This is a genomic window from Pantoea sp. GM01, from assembly GCF_000282675.1.
GTDB classification, from domain to species: domain Bacteria; phylum Pseudomonadota; class Gammaproteobacteria; order Enterobacterales; family Enterobacteriaceae; genus Pantoea; species Pantoea nemavictus.
Genome location: NZ_AKIU01000026.1, coordinates 13,704 through 31,407, shown reverse-complemented (window position 1 = coordinate 31,407; position 17,704 = coordinate 13,704). Strand labels below are relative to the sequence as shown.

The window sequence follows — 17,704 nt, the reverse complement described above, 5'->3', positions numbered from 1 at the left end:
CAATAAAGGGGATATGAATGAAAAAGTTACCGCTGAGTTTGGCGATTAGCGCCATGCTGATTAGTCCGCTGGCGTTGGCCAAAAGCGTTGATGTTGTGGCGAGCTTTACCGTGCTGGCAGATATCGTGAAGCAGGTAGGTGGCGAGCACGTTAATGTGAAATCGTTAGTTGGCCCAAATGGCGATCCGCACACCTTCGAACCTACGCCGCAGGATAGCCAGGCGCTGTCGCAGGCTGATGTGGTGTTCGTTAGTGGTTTAGGCATGGAAGGGTGGATGGATCGCCTGATCAGCGCTTCAGGCTACAAAGGCACGATTGTGGTGGCATCGAATGGCGTGAACACGCGCAAGATGGAAGAGGACGGTAAAAGCATCACCGATCCGCACGCGTGGAACAGTATGCAAAACGGTGTGATTTACGCCACGAATGTGATGAATGCCCTAATCAAAGCAGATCCTGAAGATGCAGCGGATATTCGCAAAAGCGGTGAAAGTTACATTCAGCAATTGCAGAAGCTGGATAGCTGGGCGAAAACCGCGTTTGCTGAAGTGCCGAAGAACAAACGTAAAGTGCTGACCAGCCACGATGCCTTTGGCTATTTCGGCCAACGTTACGGTGTTAGCTTCCTTGCGCCCGTAGGCTTTTCAACCGAAGCAGAAGCCAGCGCCAGCGATGTGGCCTCGATCATCAAACAGCTAAAGGCCGAGCACATTAATACCTACTTTATGGAGAATCAAACCGATCCGCGTCTGGTAAAACAGATCGCCAGCGAAACGGGGGCAAAGCCGGGCGGGGAACTCTATCCGGAAGCGTTGTCTGAAGCTGATGGTCCAGCGGCGACCTATGTGGCCGCGTTCAAACACAATGTTGACGCCATTCTGCATAGCATGAAGTAAAAAAAAGGCCGGGGAGCATCCCGGCCAATTATCACGACACATTCCTACCTTTTTTTCTTTCTTCCCTGAACCGCCTTAAAGCGCGGATTGGTTTTGCAAATTACATAGATGCGACCTTTGCGACGCACCACTTTGCAATCTTTATGGCGCGACTTCGCAGAGCGCAATGAACTCAATACCTGCATGCCTAATCCCCCGTGTTACTTGTTACGCGTCAGGAAGCTGCCAAAACGCTGATTGAAGCGCGCGGTGCTGCCCTCTTTGGCGAAATCTTTCTGTTTACCGGTGTAGAACACGTGGGATTTTGAGGAAACATCCAGCGTGACGTACGGCAGCACTTCACCTTCATACTCGATGGTGCGCTCGGTTTTGATGGTGGAGCCGACTTTGAAGTATTCGTTAGCTGACGTGTCGTGGAAAACCACAGCGCGATAATGGGGATGAATATCCGGTTTCATAGTAACCTCGTTATGTAATGTTATACTATAACAATAGTATGAACCCGAAGCATGATGAATGCAACCGCGTTAAACGCAGATGTTTTTGCAGGGTGGTGAAGGGGTAATAAAAAAAGGCCGCATCAGCGGCCTTTTCGGGAAGGGTAATACTTAGTGTTTATGCTCGACAGGATGACCCTGTTCAATATCACCTTTGTTCTTACTGAAGCGGCGGCGAACCACCACGAAGAACACCGGAACGAAGAAGATAGCCAGCGCAGTTGCTGTTACCATCCCGCCCATAACGCCAGTACCTACCGCGTTCTGCGCGCCAGAACCCGCACCAGTACTGATCGCCAGCGGCATTACGCCGAGGATAAAGGCGAGTGAGGTCATCAGAATCGGACGCAGACGCATACGGGATGCTTCCAGCGTTGATTCAACCAACCCTTTGCCTTCCTTCTCCATCAAATCCTTAGCAAATTCGACAATCAGGATGGCGTTCTTCGCCGACAATCCTATGGTGGTCAACAAGCCCACCACAAAGTAGACGTCGTTGCTCAGGCCACGCAGCGTAGTAAACAGCAGTGCGCCGACGACACCCAGCGGTACGACTAACATGACCGAGAATGGAATCGACCAGCTCTCATACAGCGCCGCCAGACACAAGAACACCACAATCAGCGAGATGGCATACAGCGCCGGTGCCTGGTTGCCAGACAAGCGTTCCTGATAGGACATGCCGGTCCAGTCATAACCGATACCTGCAGGCAGTTTTCCGGCCAACTCTTCCATCAGGTTCATGGCATCACCGGAGCTCTTGCCTGGCGCTGCCTGGCCAAGGATCTCCATCGATGGCAAGCCGTTATAACGCTCCAGACGCGGTGAACCGTACTGCCACTTCGCCGAGGAGAAGGCGGAGAACGGAACCATGGTGCCGCCACTGTTGCGCACGAACCACTTACTGATATCGTCCGGCAACATACGCGAATCGGCTTCGCCCATGACGTACACTTTCTTCACGCGACCACGATCGATGAAGTCGTTGACGTAAGAGCCACCCCATGCTGAACCCAGCGTGGTATTGATGTCAGACAACGACACACCCAGTGCCTGCGCTTTTTCCTGATCGATAATCAGTTTGTACTGTGGCGTATCTTCCATACCATTTGGACGTACGCCAACCAGCGTATCCGGATGCTGGGCAATCATGCCAAACAACTGGTTACGCGCGGCGGTCAGCTTCTCGTGACCCAGGTTACCCTGATCGGTCAGCATGAAGTCAAAGCCGGTGGCGTTACCCAGTTCGATAATCGCTGGCAGGTTGAACGGGAATACCATTGCATCTTTGATCTGACCGAGCGCCTGCATGGCACGTCCGGCAATCGCAGGTACTTTCAGGTTAGCATCGCCACGCTCATCCCACGGCTTGAGGCTGACGAACGCAATACCGGTATTTTGTCCACGACCGGCAAAGCCGAAGCCGTTAACGGTAAACACCGAATTCACGCTGTCTTTCTCTTTAGTCAGGAAGTAATCGGTTACCTGATCCAATACCTTCTGGGTACGTTCCTGGGTTGCACCGGCCGGCAGCTGCGCCTGCGCCAGTAACAGACCCTGATCCTCTTCCGGCAGGAACGAGGTAGGCAGTTTCAGGAACATGTAGGCCATGCCGACAACGATAATGAGATAAATTAGCAGGTAGCGACCTGTACTGCGCACGATATGACCGACACTATCGACATAGTGGTTGGTGCTCTTGTCGAACATACGGTTAAACCAGCCGAAGAAACCGGTGGTTTTACCGTGGTTGCCTTTTGCCACTGGCTTCAGCAGGGTGGCACACAGCGCAGGCGTCAGAATCAACGCCACCAGTACCGACAGCGCCATCGCGGAAACGATGGTGATCGAGAACTGGCGATAGATTACGCCGGTTGAACCGCCGAAGAACGCCATTGGAATAAACACCGCAGACAGCACCAGTGCGATACCCACCAGCGCGCCCTGGATCTGCTCCATCGAACGCTTAGTGGCCTCTTTAGGCGGTAAGCCCTCTTCGGCCATCACACGTTCAACGTTCTCTACTACCACGATGGCGTCATCTACCAGCAGGCCGATAGCGAGCACCATCCCGAACATCGTCAGGGTGTTTATCGAGTAGCCAAAGGCGCTGATAACCGCAAAGGTACCGAGCAAGACGACCGGAACGGCGATGGTTGGAATCAGCGTTGCACGGAAGTTCTGCAGGAACAGATACATCACCAGGAACACCAGCACGATCGCTTCAAACAGCGTTTTCACCACTTCGAAAATCGAAATTTTAACGAACGGCGTGGTGTCGTACGGATAAACGGTTTTCATGCCTTCCGGGAAGAACGGCTCCAGCTTCTTCAGTTCGCCTTTAACCGCATCGGCGGTATCCAGCGCGTTAGCACCGGTTGCCAGTTTGATCCCGATACCTGAAGCCGGTTTGCCATTGTAACGCGCGATGATCTCGTAGTTTTCACCACCCAATTCAATCTTCGCTACATCACGCAAGCGCACCTGCGAACCATCCTGATTCACTTTCAGCAAGATATTGCCAAACTCGTCTGTTGATGTCAGACGGGTTTGCGCAATGATCGAGGCATTCAGCTGCTGGCCTGGTACCGGTGGCGTACCACCTAACTGACCTGCGGCAATCTGGGTGTTCTGCACTTGCAGCGCGCTGATCACATCCACCGGTGTCAGCTGATAGTTATTCAGCTTGTGGGGATCGAGCCAGATACGCATCGCATACTGCGCACCAAACACCTGGGTATCACCCACGCCCGGCATACGGCTGACCGGATCTTTGATGTTAGAAGCGACATAGTCAGAAATATCATTCTGCGTCATGGTGCCGTCATCACTGACGAAACCGGCCACCATCAGGAAGCTACTGGAAGATTTCTTAACCTGAATCCCCTGTTGCTGCACCTCTTGTGGCAATAACGGCGTGGCCAGCTGCAGTTTGTTCTGCACCTGAACCTGCGCAATATCGGCATCAGTACCAGACTGGAAGGTTAGCGTCAGCGTCAACGTACCTGACGAGTCGCTGCTCGAGGACATATACATCAGTCCATCGATACCGTTCATGTTTTGCTCGATGACCTGGGTCACCGAATCTTGCAGCGTTTTCGCATCAGCACCCGGGTAGGTCGCCTGGATTTCAACCGCCGGCGGCGCAACATTGGGATATTGCTCAATCGGCAGGCTGATAATCGATAGCACACCGGCCAGCATAATGATGATGGCGAGCACCCACGCAAAAATGGGGCGATCAATAAAGAACTTAGCCATGTATCAGTGGCTCCTGTTTATGACGATGATTTAGCAGACGGTGATTCTGGCGCAGCTTTGGCATCGTCGGGGACTTCTTGTGGCGTCACCTGCGCACCCGGTTTGGCACGCTGGATACCGGTGGTGATCACCCGATCGCCTTCTTTCAGACCTTCCGTCACCAGCCATTTGTCGCCAAATGCCTGATTAGCGGTGATGTTACGTGATTCCACTTTGTTATCTGCGCCAACGACCATTGCCGTAGCCTGACCGGTTGGAGTGCGGGTTACGCCCTGTTGCGGTACCAGCAATGCGGTTGGGTTGGTGCCTTCATCCAGACGTGCGCGAACAAACATACCTGGCAGCAGGCGATTGTCCGGATTCGGGAAGATGGCGCGCAGCGTAATAGAACCGGTGGTTTCATCCACGCTGACATCAGAGAATTCCAATGTGCCTGACTGGCTATATGCGCTACCGTTTTGCATCAGCAGGGTGACGTTGGCCTTACCGTCATTCTGTTTCAGCTGACCGGATTCCAGCTCTGCGCGCAAACGCAGGAAATCATCGCTGGATTGGGTCACGTCAACATACATAGGATCGAGCTGCTGCACGGTTGCTAACGCGGTGGTTTGCCCATTTGAAACCAGTGCACCTTCGGTCACTGACGATTTACCAATACGACCGCTGATTGGCGAGGTCACTTTGGTATAGGCCAGATTGATGCGGGCGGTTTCCACATTGGCACGCGCCGCCTGAGCGGCTGCCGCAGTCTGCGCTGCAGTGCCTGCTGCGGTGTCATAATCCTGCTGACTAATGTACTTGGTACCCAGCAGCGGCTTATAACGCGTAATGGTTAGCTGCGCGACGCGGGCATTGGCTTCTGCCTGCGCTAAATCGGCTTTGGCACTGTCATAGGCTGCCTGATAGGTGGCGGGATCGATTTGATACAGCGATTGACCGGCCTTTACATCACTACCTTCAACAAAATTACGCTTGAGAATTATACCTGACACCTGAGGGCGAACTTCCGCAACGCGGAAGGCCGAGGTACGGCCCGGCAGCTCAGTAGTAATTTTCAAGGGTTCGTTTTTTAACGTCACAACACCCACTTCTGGGGGCTGCTGCTGGGCGGCTTGCTGGGATTTATTATCATCACATCCTGTTAACACAAAGCTGCCTGAAAGCATCAGGACGGCCGCCAGAGGCGCTAATCCTCTGTTTTTATTCATAAATAAACCTCTAGTGTCCGATATCAAATGATCAATGGATCACAAACCGATAAACCCATTGCTGCGTTAAAACACGGGTCGTGCTATGGTACATACATTCACAAATGTATGTAAACTTACAAGTTTGTAAAAAAAGCCCAGCATGGCACGAAAAACCAAAGCGCAAGCTCTTGAAACACGGCATCAAATTCTTGACGCCGCATTAGCACACTTTTCCGAACACGGTGTGGCCGCCACGTCTCTGGCGGATATCGCAACAGCGGCCGGCGTCACGCGCGGTGCTATTTACTGGCATTTCAAAAATAAAGCCGATCTATTACATGAGATCTGGCTACGTTGTGACGCTGGGCTGGACGATGTGGAACTTGAGTATCAGACAAAATACCCTGGCGATCCACTTTCTGTTGTCCGTTCGATGTTGATCTATATCCTTGACGCCACAGCAAAGGATCCGCAAAGACGCGCATTAATGGAGATTATCTTTCATAAATGTGAATTTGTTGGCGAAATGTCGACCTTACAGGATATGCAGCAGAGCTTACTGCAAGAGTGTTACGATCGAATTGAAAACGTGCTACGTCTCTGTATTGATGCCGGTCAGTTGCCTGCGGGCCTCAATACACGCCAGGCCGCGCTACTGATGCGGGGCTATATCAATGGCATGATGGAAAGCTGGTTGTTCAACCCGCAAAGCTTTGATCTGGCAGAAGATGCACCGCAGCTGGTGGATGCCTTTCTCGATATGCTAAGGCTGAGTCCAACGCTGCTTAGTCCGCCTTAACTTCCGCCGCTTGTTTTTGCTCATAATCATGTTGAACGATCGCCAACGCCGCCAGTACGGTAGCGGTGGGGACGTTATTCTCTTCAAGCAGTTGAATCAAATCGACGGCAAGCTTGATTTCGTCCGGTGCGCTGTCCAGTGACATTTTTCCTCCTAAATACGTAATTTCGCCGCGACCAGCAGCATTAACAGTGCGCCGAGCAGCGCTGCGGCGAAACCGGCCGGATGCAAGGTGGCGAGATCGCCGGTAGTAAAGTAAGTAGCGATATAGCCACCAATGAGTGCGCCAATCACTGCCAGCACCAGCGTAGGCACGAATCCTCCCGGACGACCGGGAAAAATAACCCGCTTGAGCCAACCCGCGGCTAATCCCATCACAATCCAAAAAACCAGCGTCATGATTTTCTCCTCCTGCGCATCGCAACGAGTATAGAGGAAAAAGCGCCGTGCTTAGCGCGAGGTAAACTGTAATTCCAGTTTGTAGATGGCGGCACGACAGCGCGCCAGACGCTCCTGTAACTGATCAACTTCACGGATCAGTTGCTGCTGAACGCTCAGGGTTTCAGCCCGCGCCAGATGCTGTTCGCGTTGCTGAATCATCGCCAGCAGTCGCTGTTCAAAGCCTTGGTACTCTTCGCGTTTTTTTTGACGTGAATCAATGCGCGGACGCTCACGCTTGACGCGCAACTGTTGGCTCTCGCATTCGCGTTGCAAGGCGGCGATCTGATCCAGTACTTTCTCTGCCAGCCACTGACGGCGCGCCACATCGCTATCGGCTGCGGTTAGTTGTGAAACATTGCTTTCCAACTCGCGCAGATAATCCGCCAGGCGCGTGCCGCTGGTGCGAAATAGCTGAGTGTCAAAACGTGGCTGACGACAGGCACCATCCGGCTGCTGCGCAATCTGCTGGCGCAGTAAATCTAACATGGCATGAAGACGCTGTTGTGCGGGCGGTTGGGGCATCACTCGGTTTCCGACTGTGTTAACGTAACGCTGTTTTGACTCTTTCAGGCATCAGGCATGCAGCGTATTTTACTACTGAGCCTTGGCTGGCTGGCGATTGTGCTAGGTACGCTGGGCATTGTATTACCTTTATTACCCACCACGCCATTTGTGTTGCTGGCGGCCTGGTGTTTTGCGCGCTCGTCGCCACGTTTCCACCACTGGTTGCTGTGGCGATCGCCGTTTGGTCGCTATATTCGCCACTGGCAACAGCATCGCGCCATGCCGCCCGGGGCTAAAGGGCGCGCTATCCTGATGATTGTGGCCACCTTTTCCGTCTCAATCTATCTGGTGAATTTGCTGTGGGTGCGCATTCTGCTGGGCGTAATGCTCGCTCTGCTAGTGCTGTTTATGTGGCGCATTCCGGTTGTTGCAGAGAACGCCGACCCGCCGCAACAGTCGCGTTAGGGTTGCATTTAGCCGGGTATTTGCATAGATTTGGGCATCTTCGTGCGTGGCTTCCCTTATAAACGACTTCGCTTAAGCCGGTTTCCGGTTATTGGCGCTAGAGAAGCTGCGCGTATTAGATATTTTCTCCAGGCGTAACATTTATGACCCCAACTGCGCAGCAGCTTGAACTCATCAAAAACAGCATCAAAAGCATTCCTGACTATCCTAAGCCGGGCATTCTGTTCCGTGACGTGACCAGTCTGATGGAAGATCCGCAGGCCTATGCCGCGTCGATCGCCATTCTGGTTGAGCGTTATCGTGACAAAGGCATCACCAAGGTGGTGGGGACTGAGGCGCGTGGCTTCCTGTTTGGTGCGCCTGTCGCGTTGGGTTTGGGCGTGGGTTTTGTGCCGGTGCGTAAGCCAGGCAAACTGCCGCGTGAAACCTTCAGTGAAAGTTATGAGCTGGAGTACGGCACCGACGCGCTCGAGCTGCATAAAGATGCAATCAAGCCAGGCGATGTGGTGCTGGTTGTCGACGATCTGCTGGCAACGGGCGGCACCCTTGAAGCGACAGTAAAATTGATCCGCCGCGCTGGTGGTGAAGTGAAAGATGCCGCCTTCGTGATTAATTTGTTTGACCTGACCGGTGAAGCCCGTCTCACCGCCATGGGCGTTGAGTGCTTTAGCCTGGTCAATTTCCCCGGCCACTAAGGCCTGTGCGCTCCGCTGTGCGGCGGGGCGCAACCTCCGCAAAGTTATCGGTTGCTGATCCGCTTGTGGCTGTTAAACTACTGCCAAAATAAACAGGGTTTGCGAAACCGCATTTTCTCCCTTCTCCCTAAAATCCAGTGATTGAATCCACATGAGCTATCAGGTACTTGCGCGAAAATGGCGTCCCCAGGCTTTCGCTGACGTAGTCGGTCAGGAACATGTGCTGACTGCGCTGGCCAACGGGTTGTCACTGGGACGAATCCATCATGCTTATCTCTTTTCCGGCACCCGCGGCGTAGGTAAAACCTCGATCGCGCGTCTGTTGGCGAAGGGACTTAACTGCGAAACCGGTATCACCTCGACGCCGTGCGGACAATGCGATAACTGCCGCGAAATCGAGCAGGGGCGTTTTGTCGATCTGATTGAGATCGATGCCGCATCGCGCACCAAAGTTGAAGACACGCGCGATCTGCTCGATAACGTGCAGTACGCACCGGCGCGTGGGCGCTTCAAGGTCTATCTGATCGATGAAGTGCACATGCTGTCGCGTCACAGCTTTAACGCGCTGCTGAAAACCCTTGAAGAGCCGCCATCACACGTTAAATTCCTGCTGGCGACCACCGATCCGCAGAAGCTGCCGGTAACAATCCTATCGCGTTGCCTGCAATTCCACCTCAAAGCGCTCGACGTTGAGCAAATCCAGCAACAGCTGGCGCATGTATTACAGCAAGAGCAAATCGCTGCCGAACCACGTGCGCTGCATCTGCTGGCCCGCGCCGCTGACGGCAGTATGCGCGATGCGCTCAGCCTGACCGATCAGGCGATTGCGATGGGGCAGGGCAGCGTAACGCGCGATAGCGTGGCGCAAATGCTCGGCACGCTCGACGATGAACAGCCGCTGGCGTTGATTGAAGCGCTGGTGGACGGGCAGGGCGAGCAGGTGATGGCGCTGCTGAACCAGGCGGCCTCACGCGGGGTTGAGTGGGAAGCGCTGTTGGTAGAGATGCTGCGTTTACTGCACCGCGTGGCGATGGTGCAGCTGCTGCCGAGTTCGCTCAGCGAGGACGATCTCAGTCAGGCCGATCGCCTGCGCGAGTTAGCGCGCGTGCTGCCTCCAGCGGACGTGCAGCTTTACTACCAAACGCTGTTGATGGGACGGAAAGATCTGCCGCTGGCACCGGATCGTCGCTTAGGCGTTGAAATGACGCTGCTGCGTGCCCTGGCATTCCATCCGCAGGCGGCAATTGCTGAGCCGGTAGCGCGTCCAACTTTGACGCCACAAGCCGCGCCACAAGCTGCGTCGCAGGTTGCGGCCCCCGCAGCAGCGTCCGCGCCTGTCGCTTCTGCGCCGAAAGCGGCACCGGCTGCACAACCGCATATGGCGCCGCCGGATAATGAGGCGCCGCCGATGTCAGATGATTATCCTGACCTGCAATCTGCGCCCGATCCGCTACCCGACTCCACCAGCCAGTTGTTACAGGCGCGAACGCAGCTGCTGCGTCAGGGAGCCGGCAAAGCAAAAAAGAGTGAGCCGGCAGCGCGTTCCGCGCGGCCGGCGAATCCGGCGCTGGAACGTCTCGCTAGCGTCACTGAACGCGTACAACAACGTGCGGCTGAACCTGCGGTAAAAGCACCGGCTAAACCGGAAGCTTATCGCTGGAAAACCCAGCTGCCGGTTGAGGCTAAGCCTGAACCCGTGGCGACGCCAAAAGCCTTGCGTTCTGCACTTGAGCATGAGAAAACCCCTGAGCTGGCGCTACGTCTGGCGGAAGAGGCTCAGCAGCGCGATGCATGGGCGGCTGAGATTGCCGCGCTGACGCTGCCGAAACTGGTGCAGCAGGTGGCGCTCAACGCGTGGAAAGAGGTGGCGGAAAATGGCATTACGCTGCATCTGCGCAGCAGCCAGCGCCATCTCAATTCTGCTGCTGCTAAGCAGGCGCTCACGGAAGCGTTGAGTCAGTCTGCCGGTCAGCCGGTTGAATTGACTATTATTGAAGACGATAATCCTACGGTATTGACGCCACTGGAGTGGCGTCAGGCCATTTACGAAGAGAAGCTGTCGCAAGCGCGGCAGTCGATCGAAAGCGATACCCACATTCAGACACTGCGTCGCTTCTTCGATGCCGATTTGGATGAAGAGAGTATTCGACCGGTGTGAACATGCTGCCGCGCGTTGATTGCGCGCAGCCCCAGCAGAGAGAGAAAACTATGTTTGGTAAAGGCGGATTGGGCAACCTGATGAAACAGGCCCAGCAGATGCAAGACAAAATGGCCAAAGTTCAGGAAGAGATTGCCGCGATCGAAGTGACCGGTGAATCAGGTGCTGGCTTAGTCAAAGTAACCATCAACGGTGCGCACAACTGCCGTCGTGTCGAAGTCGATCCAAGCTTGCTGGAAGATGACAAAGACATGCTGGAAGATTTGATTGCGGCGGCGTTCAACGATGCAGCGCGTCGCATCGACGAAACGCAAAAAGAGAAAATGGCTTCAGTTTCTAACGGTATGCAGCTGCCACCTGGCTTCAAGATGCCGTTCTAATGCAAACCAGTCCACTGCTTGAATCTTTGATGGAGTCGTTGCGCTGCCTGCCGGGCGTTGGCCCGAAGTCGGCGCAGCGCATGGCTTTTCAGCTGTTGCAACGCGATCGTAGCGGTGGCATGCGTCTGGCGCAGGCTCTGACCCGCGCCATGTCGGAAATCGGCCACTGCGCCGATTGCCGTACCTTCACCGAGCAGGAGATCTGCACCATCTGTGCCAATCCACGCCGTCAACAAAACGGTCAGATTTGCGTGGTGGAGAGCCCGGCGGATATTCACGCCATTGAGCAGACCGGCCAGTTTGGCGGCCGCTACTTTGTGCTGATGGGCCACTTGTCACCGCTGGATGGCATTGGTCCGCAGGATATCGGCTTAGATCGGCTGGAGCAGCGTCTGGAGCGTGAAACTTTAACCGAAGTGATCCTCGCTACCAATCCCACGGTGGAAGGGGAAGCCACCGCCAACTACATCGCCGAGCTGTGCGGACAATATGGCGTTGATGCCAGCCGCATTGCGCACGGTGTGCCGGTTGGCGGCGAGCTGGAAATGGTCGATGGCACCACGCTGTCGCACTCGCTCGCCGGACGCCACAAGATTAAATTCTAATCACTTGCCGATGTCTTCGCGGACATCGGCTTGAAATCCTGCCCTTCACCCCCATTTCTCTCTCAACGTATCATCAACCCCGATTCAGTTGAGGTAGCAATGACCATGAAAGGACAAGAGACGCGTGGCTTCCAGTCAGAGGTAAAACAACTTCTGCACCTGATGATCCATTCTCTCTATTCAAACAAAGAGATTTTCCTGCGCGAGCTGATTTCAAACGCCTCTGATGCCGCCGATAAGCTGCGCTTCCGCGCGCTGTCGACGCCAGATCTGTATGAAGGCGACGGCGACCTGCGCGTGCGCATCTCGGTCAATCCGGAAAACCGCACCCTGACGCTCAGCGACAATGGCATCGGTATGCGTCGTGATGAGGTGATTGAGAACCTCGGCACCATCGCCAAATCCGGTACCAAATCTTTCCTCGAATCCATGGGTTCCGACCAGGCAAAAGATAGCCAGTTGATCGGCCAGTTTGGCGTCGGCTTCTATTCTGCCTTTATTGTGGCCGACAAAGTCACCGTGCGTACCCGCGCGGCGGGTGCAAAAGCCGATGAAGCGGTGTTCTGGGAATCAGCCGGTGAAGGTGAGTACACGCTGGCGGAGATTGAGAAAGCCGATCGCGGTACCGAGATCACCCTGCACTTGCGCGAAGGCGAGGACGATTTCCTTGATGCATGGCGCGTGCGTAACGTCATCAGTAAATATTCCGATCACATCGCGCTGCCGGTTGAGATCGAGACGAAAGATGAAGAGAGCGGCGAAAGCAGCTGGGAAAAGATCAACAAAGCCCAGGCGCTGTGGACGCGAAATAAGTCAGAGATCAGCGACGACGAATACAACGAGTTCTACAAACATATCGCCCATGATTTTAGCGATCCGGCGATCTGGAGCCACAACCGCGTGGAGGGTAAGCAGGAGTATACCAGCCTGCTGTACATCCCGGCGCGCGCGCCGTTTGACATGTGGAATCGCGACAGCAAGCACGGCCTGAAACTTTACGTGCAGCGCGTGTTTATCATGGACGACGCCGAGCAGTTCATGCCGAACTACCTGCGCTTTGTCCGTGGTCTGATAGATTCCAACGATCTGCCGCTCAATGTGTCACGTGAAATCCTGCAGGACAGCCGCGTTACCCAAAGCCTGCGCGCCGCGCTGACCAAGCGTAGCCTGCAGATGCTGGAAAAATTGGCGAAAGACGACGCGGAAAAATATCAGCAGTTCTGGAAAGAGTTCGGTCTGGTGCTGAAAGAAGGTCCAGCCGAAGACAACGCCAACCAGCAGGCGATTGCTAAACTGCTGCGCTTTGCCACCAGCCAGAGCGAAGGCGCCGAGCAGACCATTTCGCTCGACGATTACCTGAGCCGCATGGTGGAAGGTCAGGATAAGATTTACTACATCACCGCCGACAGCTATGCCGCCGCGAAGAGCAGTCCGCATCTGGAACTGTTCCGCAAGAAAGGCATTGAGGTGCTGCTGCTCTCCGATCGTATCGACGAATGGATGATGAGCTACCTCACCGAATTCGACGGCAAAACCTTCCAGTCAGTCAGCAAAGCGGATGATTCGCTGAGCAAGCTGGCCGATGAAGAGACTGAAGAGCAGAAAGAAGCGGAAAAAGCGCTGGAGCCGTTTGTTGAGCGCGTGAAAACTCTGCTGGGCGAGCGCGTGAAAGAGGTGCGTCTGACGCATCGTCTCACCGACACGCCAGCAATCGTCACCACCGATGCTAACGAAATGACCACGCAGATGGCGAAGCTGTTTGCTGCGGCTGGTCAGGACGTGCCGGAGGTGAAGTACATCTTCGAGATCAATCCGGAGCATACGCTGGTTAAACGCGTGGCGGATACCCAGGACGAAACGCGCTTTGCCGAGTGGGTTGAGCTGCTGCTGGATCAGGCGTTGCTGGCCGAGCGCGGTACGCTCGACGATCCGAACCAGTTTATCCGTCGTATGAATCAGCTGCTGACGGCGTAATCGCACCAAACTCGTAAGGTCGCCATTCCTGGCGACCTTTTTTATATCTGCGCCTGATCGCGTAACCAATCGCGAAACAGCGTAATCTCCGCATCGTGCTGGCGTGAAATCTTGGTCATCATCAAGGTGGCGCGATCGACGCGCACAAAGCCTAACGGCGCAATCAAAGTGCCGTCACTCAACTCCTTACGCACCAACAGACGTGGTGCCATGATCACGCCTAAGCCATTTTTTGCCGCCTGAATCCCTAACGTCAAATTATCGAAATGCTTGCCGATCCAGAAATTGCCGCGCGCGCCGCTGGTTTTCGCCCATTCCGCCCAGGCATGCAGGCGCGTATCGGCGTGCAGCAGCGGCAGCGAGGCGAGATCCTGTTCGCTTTGAAAACGCGCCGCAAACAGCGGAGCGCACAGCGGGCCGATATAATCATCGCTGATCAAGGTGGCATCAATATCGTCATCGGGTGATTGCTCAGCGCTGAGGATCAGCACATCGGTGTGCTCACTGCGCAGCTGGTCAATCTCCACCAGCGGCTGAAACTGCACTTCAATATCGGGATAGCGCTGATAGAAGCTGGCGATGCGTGGAATCAGCCATTGCGCCAGAAAGCTGGGCGCGCAGGAGACGCTGAGGTGATGACGCATGCCGGTGCGGATGCTTTCGCAGGTGGTGGAGAGTTCGCTGAACGCTTTCTGACAACTCACCAGCAAACGCTCACCGTGTGAGGTTAATTTGACGCGTCCGCTGGCCCGCACAAACAGCGGCTTGCCCATCCAGCTTTCCAGTTGCCGCACCTGATGGCTGATGGCGCTGTGGGTGACATGTAGACGTTCGGCCGCCACGCTAAAACTGCTATACAGTGCCGCCTGGTGGAAATATTGCAGAGCACGTAATGATGGAAGCGCGGTCATACTCGTCCCTTGTGTAAAAACCTAACAGGGATTGTCAGTTTATATCATTTTAATGTCCAGCCGCATTGGCTTAACCTTTCCCCCAGATTATGGCGGGTTGACGGCTGAGCTTCTCTGTGTTTTACGCCGAAATCACCGCCACGCTTCACTTCCCGCACACAGCACAATAACCAGAGAAATGTCACGCGATGGCTCCACAACTTGCTACTGCCAGGGCGGCGGCGGCGCGCGATAAGCTTCGCGGCTTGCTGTCTCGTCATTACCGGCTTGAAAACTACGATATCTTCTTCGCCCCCTCTTTGCATATTGCACGGGTGCTGCTTTCCCAGCTCTTTCTTCGTCAGGAGCAGGCGCGTAATCAAACCCGCTATGCCTCGCAATATCCGGTCAGTGAACTCAGCGTGTTGCCCACCTTGCCGATGATGGCGGGCAATATTGCGCTGGTGGAGCACGTTGATATGCAGCAGGGCCGGGTACGCGCACTGAGCGAATGTCAAAGCCAGGGCGTTACCGATGCGTCGGAGTCGTTTGCTACGCAGCTGCATAAGCGCTTAATTAGCGATGCGCGGCTGTTTGTTGCGCGCCTCGACAGGCATGCTGCGCTTTGTGGTGACCTGGTGATGATCGCGCTGCGCACCGCAGATTTCAGTACGCTGGTACGCAGCGAGCTGCGGCTGTTTGAGCAGGGATTAGCGCTAGGCGAGGCGCCGGAACAGGCACTTGAATTAATGGATGATAGCGAGTGGCGGCCCTTCAACATTGCTATGGTGGAGAATATCGCGCTCGACTCGCCCTTTATATTGCACTCTATTCAGCAACCGGGTTTACCCTTTGCGCTTTTTCCGCTGCCGAGCGGTCTCAATGCTCATGCATTACCGCAGGATATTCAGGTTCTGCCACAGCAGGGCCGTTTGCGGCTGCGGGCCAATGTGCGCGGCGGCGTAAACAAACATCTCAACGTCACGCCGACCTTAAAAAAGCGCCTGAAGGACGTGCTGATGCTTAGCCGTAATTCTTAAAAACAGGCACTCTGCTGGTATTCGCTGACAAAGCAGGTCAAAGTAGACCTTTCATGGCAAGCACGCCCGTTTCCTTGTGGTGCGCGGGTCATAATGGTATGTTCTTCGCCTTCTCAGATTGAACAATGCAATTCGCAAGGGGAATTACGCAATGCGTATTATTCTGCTCGGAGCTCCGGGCGCAGGTAAAGGCACTCAGGCTCAATTTATCATGGAGAAGTACGGTATTCCGCAAATCTCCACGGGTGACATGCTGCGTGCGGCAGTGAAAGCAGGCACCGAACTGGGCCAACAGGCTAAAGCGATCATGGATGCCGGTAAACTGGTGACTGACGAGTTAGTGATTGCGCTGGTTAAAGAGCGTATCGCGCAGGAAGACTGCAAAAACGGTTTCCTGCTCGATGGCTTCCCACGCACTATCCCGCAGGCTGATGCCATGAAAGAAGCGGGCATCAAGGTTGACTACGTGCTGGAGTTTGCTGTTCCGGACGAGCTGATTGTGGATCGTATTGTCGGTCGTCGCGTACATACGCCATCTGGCCGCGTTTATCACGTCACCTACAATCCACCGAAAGTGGCAGGTAAAGATGACCTGACCGGCGAAGAGCTGACCACGCGTAAAGATGACCAGGAAGAGACCGTGCGTAAGCGTCTGGTGGAGTACCATCAACTGACCGCGCCGCTGATTGCCTACTACGGCAAAGAAGCGCAGGACGGCAACACCGAATATCACAAAATCGACGGCACCCGCCCGGTCGCTGAAGTGAGCACGCAATTGGCCACGATCCTCGGCTAAGGCGTTCTGGGGCCGGTTGTCCGGCCCTTTTGCAGCAATTGCTTTCCCCTCCCACGATTTCCGCTACAATTTCCCCCTGATTTTGCATTTGACCCATTCGTTTCGACATCAAGGAAATACAATGAGGCAAGAAAAGCCCGGGGTTTTGCTGGTTAATTTAGGCACGCCAGACGCACCCACCACACCTGCGGTTAAGCGCTATCTAAAACAGTTCCTCGGCGATCCACGTGTGGTCGATACGCCACGCTTATTGTGGTGGCCGATTCTCAATTTCATCATTGTGCCATTCCGATCGCCGCGCGTTTCGAAACTCTATGCCTCGGTGTGGATGGAGGAAGGCTCGCCGCTGATGGTGTTCAGCAAGCGTCAGCGTGAAGCCTTAGCGCAGCGTTTAGATATGCCGGTTGAACTTGGCATGAGCTACGGCCAGCCCAGCCTGGATAGCGCCCTGCAGCGTCTGCTGGCGCAGGGCGTCAATAAACTCATCGTGCTGCCGCTCTATCCACAGTTCTCCTGTTCGACGGTTGCGGCGGTGTGGGATGGATTAGCCACCAGTTTCAAACCGCTGCGTTCACTGCCGGAAGTGGCGTTTATTCGCGATTATGCGGAACATCCGGCCTACATCGCCGCGTTGAAAGCCTCGGTGGAGCGCTCCTTCGCGCAGCATGGCGAACCGGATCTGCTGGTGCTGTCGTATCACGGCATTCCGCAGCGTTTCGCCAATGAAGGCGATGATTATCCGCAGCGCTGCAAAGACACCACTGCTGCGCTGGCGGCGGCCTTAGGCATTGCACCGCATAAGATCATGATGACCTTCCAGTCGCGCTTTGGCCGCGAGCCGTGGCTGACGCCGTATACCGACGAAACCATGAAGAGTTTGCCGGCGAAAGGCATCAAGCACGTGCAGGTGATGAGTCCAGGCTTTGCCGCAGATTGCCTCGAAACGCTGGAGGAGATTAGCGGGGAGAACTGCGAGATCTTCCTGCATGCCGGCGGCGAAAAGTTCGAGTACATTCCGGCGCTCAACGACGATGCTGAGCACATTGAAATGATGGTGCAGTTGGTCAACGCGCGCCGTTAAGGGTGTGGCAGAGAGTGTGATATCATTCTCTG

General features: G+C 54.8%; 19 protein-coding genes and 1 other annotated feature. Of the genes, 11 read left to right on the top strand and 8 right to left on the bottom strand.

What is annotated here, in order from left to right; all coding sequences use genetic code 11:
• The first annotated feature begins 17 nt into the window (after positions 1-17).
• Complete coding sequence (locus tag PMI17_RS05460; RefSeq protein ID WP_007886924.1) at positions 18-896, top strand: metal ABC transporter substrate-binding protein; 879 nt, start codon at positions 18-20, stop codon at positions 894-896.
• A gap of 44 nt (positions 897-940) precedes the next feature.
• On the opposite strand, the gene ykgO is transcribed toward PMI17_RS05460, so the two are convergent.
• From ykgO to PMI17_RS05445, 4 genes are all read right to left on the bottom strand, one after another.
• The gene (gene ykgO, locus PMI17_RS24700; RefSeq protein ID WP_007886922.1) at positions 941-1,081 is read right to left on the bottom strand and encodes a type B 50S ribosomal protein L36; all 141 of its coding nucleotides are present in this window, start codon (positions 1,079-1,081) and stop codon (positions 941-943) included.
• A 15-nt stretch (positions 1,082-1,096) separates the two neighbouring features.
• Positions 1,097-1,354, bottom strand: a complete 258-nt coding sequence (locus PMI17_RS05455) for a type B 50S ribosomal protein L31 (protein WP_007886920.1) — start codon at positions 1,352-1,354, stop codon at positions 1,097-1,099.
• 150 nt (positions 1,355-1,504) lie between these two features.
• Positions 1,505-4,654: a multidrug efflux RND transporter permease subunit AcrB gene (locus tag PMI17_RS05450; RefSeq protein ID WP_007886918.1), complete on the bottom strand. Its 3,150-nt coding sequence runs from the start codon at positions 4,652-4,654 to the stop codon at positions 1,505-1,507.
• A 17-nt stretch (positions 4,655-4,671) separates the two neighbouring features.
• Positions 4,672-5,862, bottom strand: a complete 1,191-nt coding sequence (locus PMI17_RS05445; RefSeq protein ID WP_007886916.1) for an efflux RND transporter periplasmic adaptor subunit — start codon at positions 5,860-5,862, stop codon at positions 4,672-4,674.
• 142 nt (positions 5,863-6,004) lie between these two features.
• Between PMI17_RS05445 and acrR the strand changes: the two genes are divergently transcribed.
• The gene (gene acrR / locus PMI17_RS05440) at positions 6,005-6,643 is read left to right on the top strand and encodes a multidrug efflux transporter transcriptional repressor AcrR (RefSeq protein ID WP_007886915.1); all 639 of its coding nucleotides are present in this window, start codon (positions 6,005-6,007) and stop codon (positions 6,641-6,643) included.
• Here the strand turns inward: acrR and rsmS are convergent.
• From rsmS to priC, 3 genes are read right to left on the bottom strand one after another with little or no spacing between them, the layout of a single operon-like run.
• A complete protein-coding gene (gene rsmS / locus PMI17_RS24695) occupies positions 6,630-6,788 on the bottom strand; it encodes a pleiotropic regulatory protein RsmS (protein ID WP_007886913.1) in 159 nt (52 codons plus the stop codon). The genes acrR and rsmS overlap by 14 nt on opposite strands.
• Positions 6,789-6,796: 8 nt before the next feature.
• Positions 6,797-7,042 (bottom strand): GlsB/YeaQ/YmgE family stress response membrane protein, encoded by a 246-nt coding sequence (locus tag PMI17_RS05435; protein WP_007886909.1) that lies wholly within the window; start codon positions 7,040-7,042, stop codon positions 6,797-6,799.
• A gap of 51 nt (positions 7,043-7,093) precedes the next feature.
• Positions 7,094-7,606, bottom strand: a complete 513-nt coding sequence (gene priC, locus PMI17_RS05430; protein ID WP_007886907.1) for a primosomal replication protein PriC — start codon at positions 7,604-7,606, stop codon at positions 7,094-7,096.
• 57 nt (positions 7,607-7,663) lie between these two features.
• Here priC and PMI17_RS05425 point away from each other — a divergent pair, with 57 nt between their 5' ends.
• The 6 genes from PMI17_RS05425 to htpG all read left to right on the top strand — a co-directional run bounded on the left by PMI17_RS05425 (position 7,664) and on the right by htpG (position 13,865).
• Positions 7,664-8,053, top strand: coding sequence for a DUF454 family protein (locus PMI17_RS05425; RefSeq protein WP_007886905.1), 390 nt, complete (start codon positions 7,664-7,666; stop codon positions 8,051-8,053).
• 143 nt (positions 8,054-8,196) lie between these two features.
• A complete protein-coding gene (gene apt / locus PMI17_RS05420; RefSeq protein WP_007886903.1) occupies positions 8,197-8,748 on the top strand; it encodes an adenine phosphoribosyltransferase in 552 nt (183 codons plus the stop codon).
• A gap of 151 nt (positions 8,749-8,899) precedes the next feature.
• Positions 8,900-10,906, top strand: a complete 2,007-nt coding sequence (gene dnaX, locus PMI17_RS05415) for a DNA polymerase III subunit gamma/tau (RefSeq protein ID WP_036620334.1) — start codon at positions 8,900-8,902, stop codon at positions 10,904-10,906.
• Positions 10,248-10,309, top strand: a sequence feature (DnaX frameshifting element). It overlaps the preceding gene by 62 nt.
• Positions 10,907-10,956: 50 nt before the next feature.
• Positions 10,957-11,286, top strand: coding sequence for a YbaB/EbfC family nucleoid-associated protein (locus PMI17_RS05410; RefSeq protein ID WP_007886899.1), 330 nt, complete (start codon positions 10,957-10,959; stop codon positions 11,284-11,286).
• Complete coding sequence (recR, locus tag PMI17_RS05405) at positions 11,286-11,891, top strand: recombination mediator RecR (RefSeq protein WP_007886897.1); 606 nt, start codon at positions 11,286-11,288, stop codon at positions 11,889-11,891. The genes PMI17_RS05410 and recR overlap by 1 nt, the downstream gene beginning before the upstream one ends.
• A gap of 99 nt (positions 11,892-11,990) precedes the next feature.
• The gene (htpG, locus tag PMI17_RS05400; RefSeq protein WP_007886895.1) at positions 11,991-13,865 is read left to right on the top strand and encodes a molecular chaperone HtpG; all 1,875 of its coding nucleotides are present in this window, start codon (positions 11,991-11,993) and stop codon (positions 13,863-13,865) included.
• Positions 13,866-13,906: 41 nt separating this feature from the next.
• Here the strand turns inward: htpG and PMI17_RS05395 are convergent, their stop codons facing one another.
• The gene (locus tag PMI17_RS05395) at positions 13,907-14,776 is read right to left on the bottom strand and encodes a LysR substrate-binding domain-containing protein (RefSeq protein ID WP_007886894.1); all 870 of its coding nucleotides are present in this window, start codon (positions 14,774-14,776) and stop codon (positions 13,907-13,909) included.
• Between the two features lie 188 nt (positions 14,777-14,964).
• Here PMI17_RS05395 and PMI17_RS05390 point away from each other — a divergent pair, with 188 nt between their 5' ends.
• The 3 genes from PMI17_RS05390 (at position 14,965) to hemH (ending at position 17,672) form a co-directional block, all read left to right on the top strand.
• Positions 14,965-15,795, top strand: coding sequence for a DUF6024 family protein (locus PMI17_RS05390; protein WP_007886893.1), 831 nt, complete (start codon positions 14,965-14,967; stop codon positions 15,793-15,795).
• 151 nt (positions 15,796-15,946) lie between these two features.
• The gene (gene adk / locus PMI17_RS05385) at positions 15,947-16,591 is read left to right on the top strand and encodes an adenylate kinase (protein WP_007886892.1); all 645 of its coding nucleotides are present in this window, start codon (positions 15,947-15,949) and stop codon (positions 16,589-16,591) included.
• A gap of 121 nt (positions 16,592-16,712) precedes the next feature.
• The gene (gene hemH, locus PMI17_RS05380; RefSeq protein ID WP_007886891.1) at positions 16,713-17,672 is read left to right on the top strand and encodes a ferrochelatase; all 960 of its coding nucleotides are present in this window, start codon (positions 16,713-16,715) and stop codon (positions 17,670-17,672) included.
• Positions 17,673-17,704: the final 32 nt, after the last annotated feature.

Bases quoted from the DNA above. Each gene is read 5' to 3' on its own strand.
- PMI17_RS05455 (WP_007886920.1), bottom strand. From the start codon at position 1,354: ATGAAACCGGATATTCATCCCCATTATCGCGCTGTGGTTTTCCACGAC.
- apt (WP_007886903.1), top strand. From the start codon at position 8,197: ATGACCCCAACTGCGCAGCAGCTTGAACTCATCAAAAACAGCATCAAA.
- PMI17_RS05425 (WP_007886905.1), top strand. From the start codon at position 7,664: ATGCAGCGTATTTTACTACTGAGCCTTGGCTGGCTGGCGATTGTGCTA.
- htpG (WP_007886895.1), top strand. From the start codon at position 11,991: ATGACCATGAAAGGACAAGAGACGCGTGGCTTCCAGTCAGAGGTAAAA.
- PMI17_RS05435 (WP_007886909.1), bottom strand. From the start codon at position 7,042: ATGACGCTGGTTTTTTGGATTGTGATGGGATTAGCCGCGGGTTGGCTC.
- PMI17_RS05445 (WP_007886916.1), bottom strand. From the start codon at position 5,862: ATGAATAAAAACAGAGGATTAGCGCCTCTGGCGGCCGTCCTGATGCTT.
- PMI17_RS05460 (WP_007886924.1), top strand. From the start codon at position 18: ATGAAAAAGTTACCGCTGAGTTTGGCGATTAGCGCCATGCTGATTAGT.
- ykgO (WP_007886922.1), bottom strand. From the start codon at position 1,081: ATGCAGGTATTGAGTTCATTGCGCTCTGCGAAGTCGCGCCATAAAGAT.
- PMI17_RS05410 (WP_007886899.1), top strand. From the start codon at position 10,957: ATGTTTGGTAAAGGCGGATTGGGCAACCTGATGAAACAGGCCCAGCAG.
- PMI17_RS05395 (WP_007886894.1), bottom strand. From the start codon at position 14,776: ATGACCGCGCTTCCATCATTACGTGCTCTGCAATATTTCCACCAGGCG.
- hemH (WP_007886891.1), top strand. From the start codon at position 16,713: ATGAGGCAAGAAAAGCCCGGGGTTTTGCTGGTTAATTTAGGCACGCCA.
- dnaX (WP_036620334.1), top strand. From the start codon at position 8,900: ATGAGCTATCAGGTACTTGCGCGAAAATGGCGTCCCCAGGCTTTCGCT.
- recR (WP_007886897.1), top strand. From the start codon at position 11,286: ATGCAAACCAGTCCACTGCTTGAATCTTTGATGGAGTCGTTGCGCTGC.
- PMI17_RS05450 (WP_007886918.1), bottom strand. From the start codon at position 4,654: ATGGCTAAGTTCTTTATTGATCGCCCCATTTTTGCGTGGGTGCTCGCC.
- PMI17_RS05390 (WP_007886893.1), top strand. From the start codon at position 14,965: ATGGCTCCACAACTTGCTACTGCCAGGGCGGCGGCGGCGCGCGATAAG.
- priC (WP_007886907.1), bottom strand. From the start codon at position 7,606: ATGCCCCAACCGCCCGCACAACAGCGTCTTCATGCCATGTTAGATTTA.
- rsmS (WP_007886913.1), bottom strand. From the start codon at position 6,788: ATGTCACTGGACAGCGCACCGGACGAAATCAAGCTTGCCGTCGATTTG.
- acrR (WP_007886915.1), top strand. From the start codon at position 6,005: ATGGCACGAAAAACCAAAGCGCAAGCTCTTGAAACACGGCATCAAATT.
- adk (WP_007886892.1), top strand. From the start codon at position 15,947: ATGCGTATTATTCTGCTCGGAGCTCCGGGCGCAGGTAAAGGCACTCAG.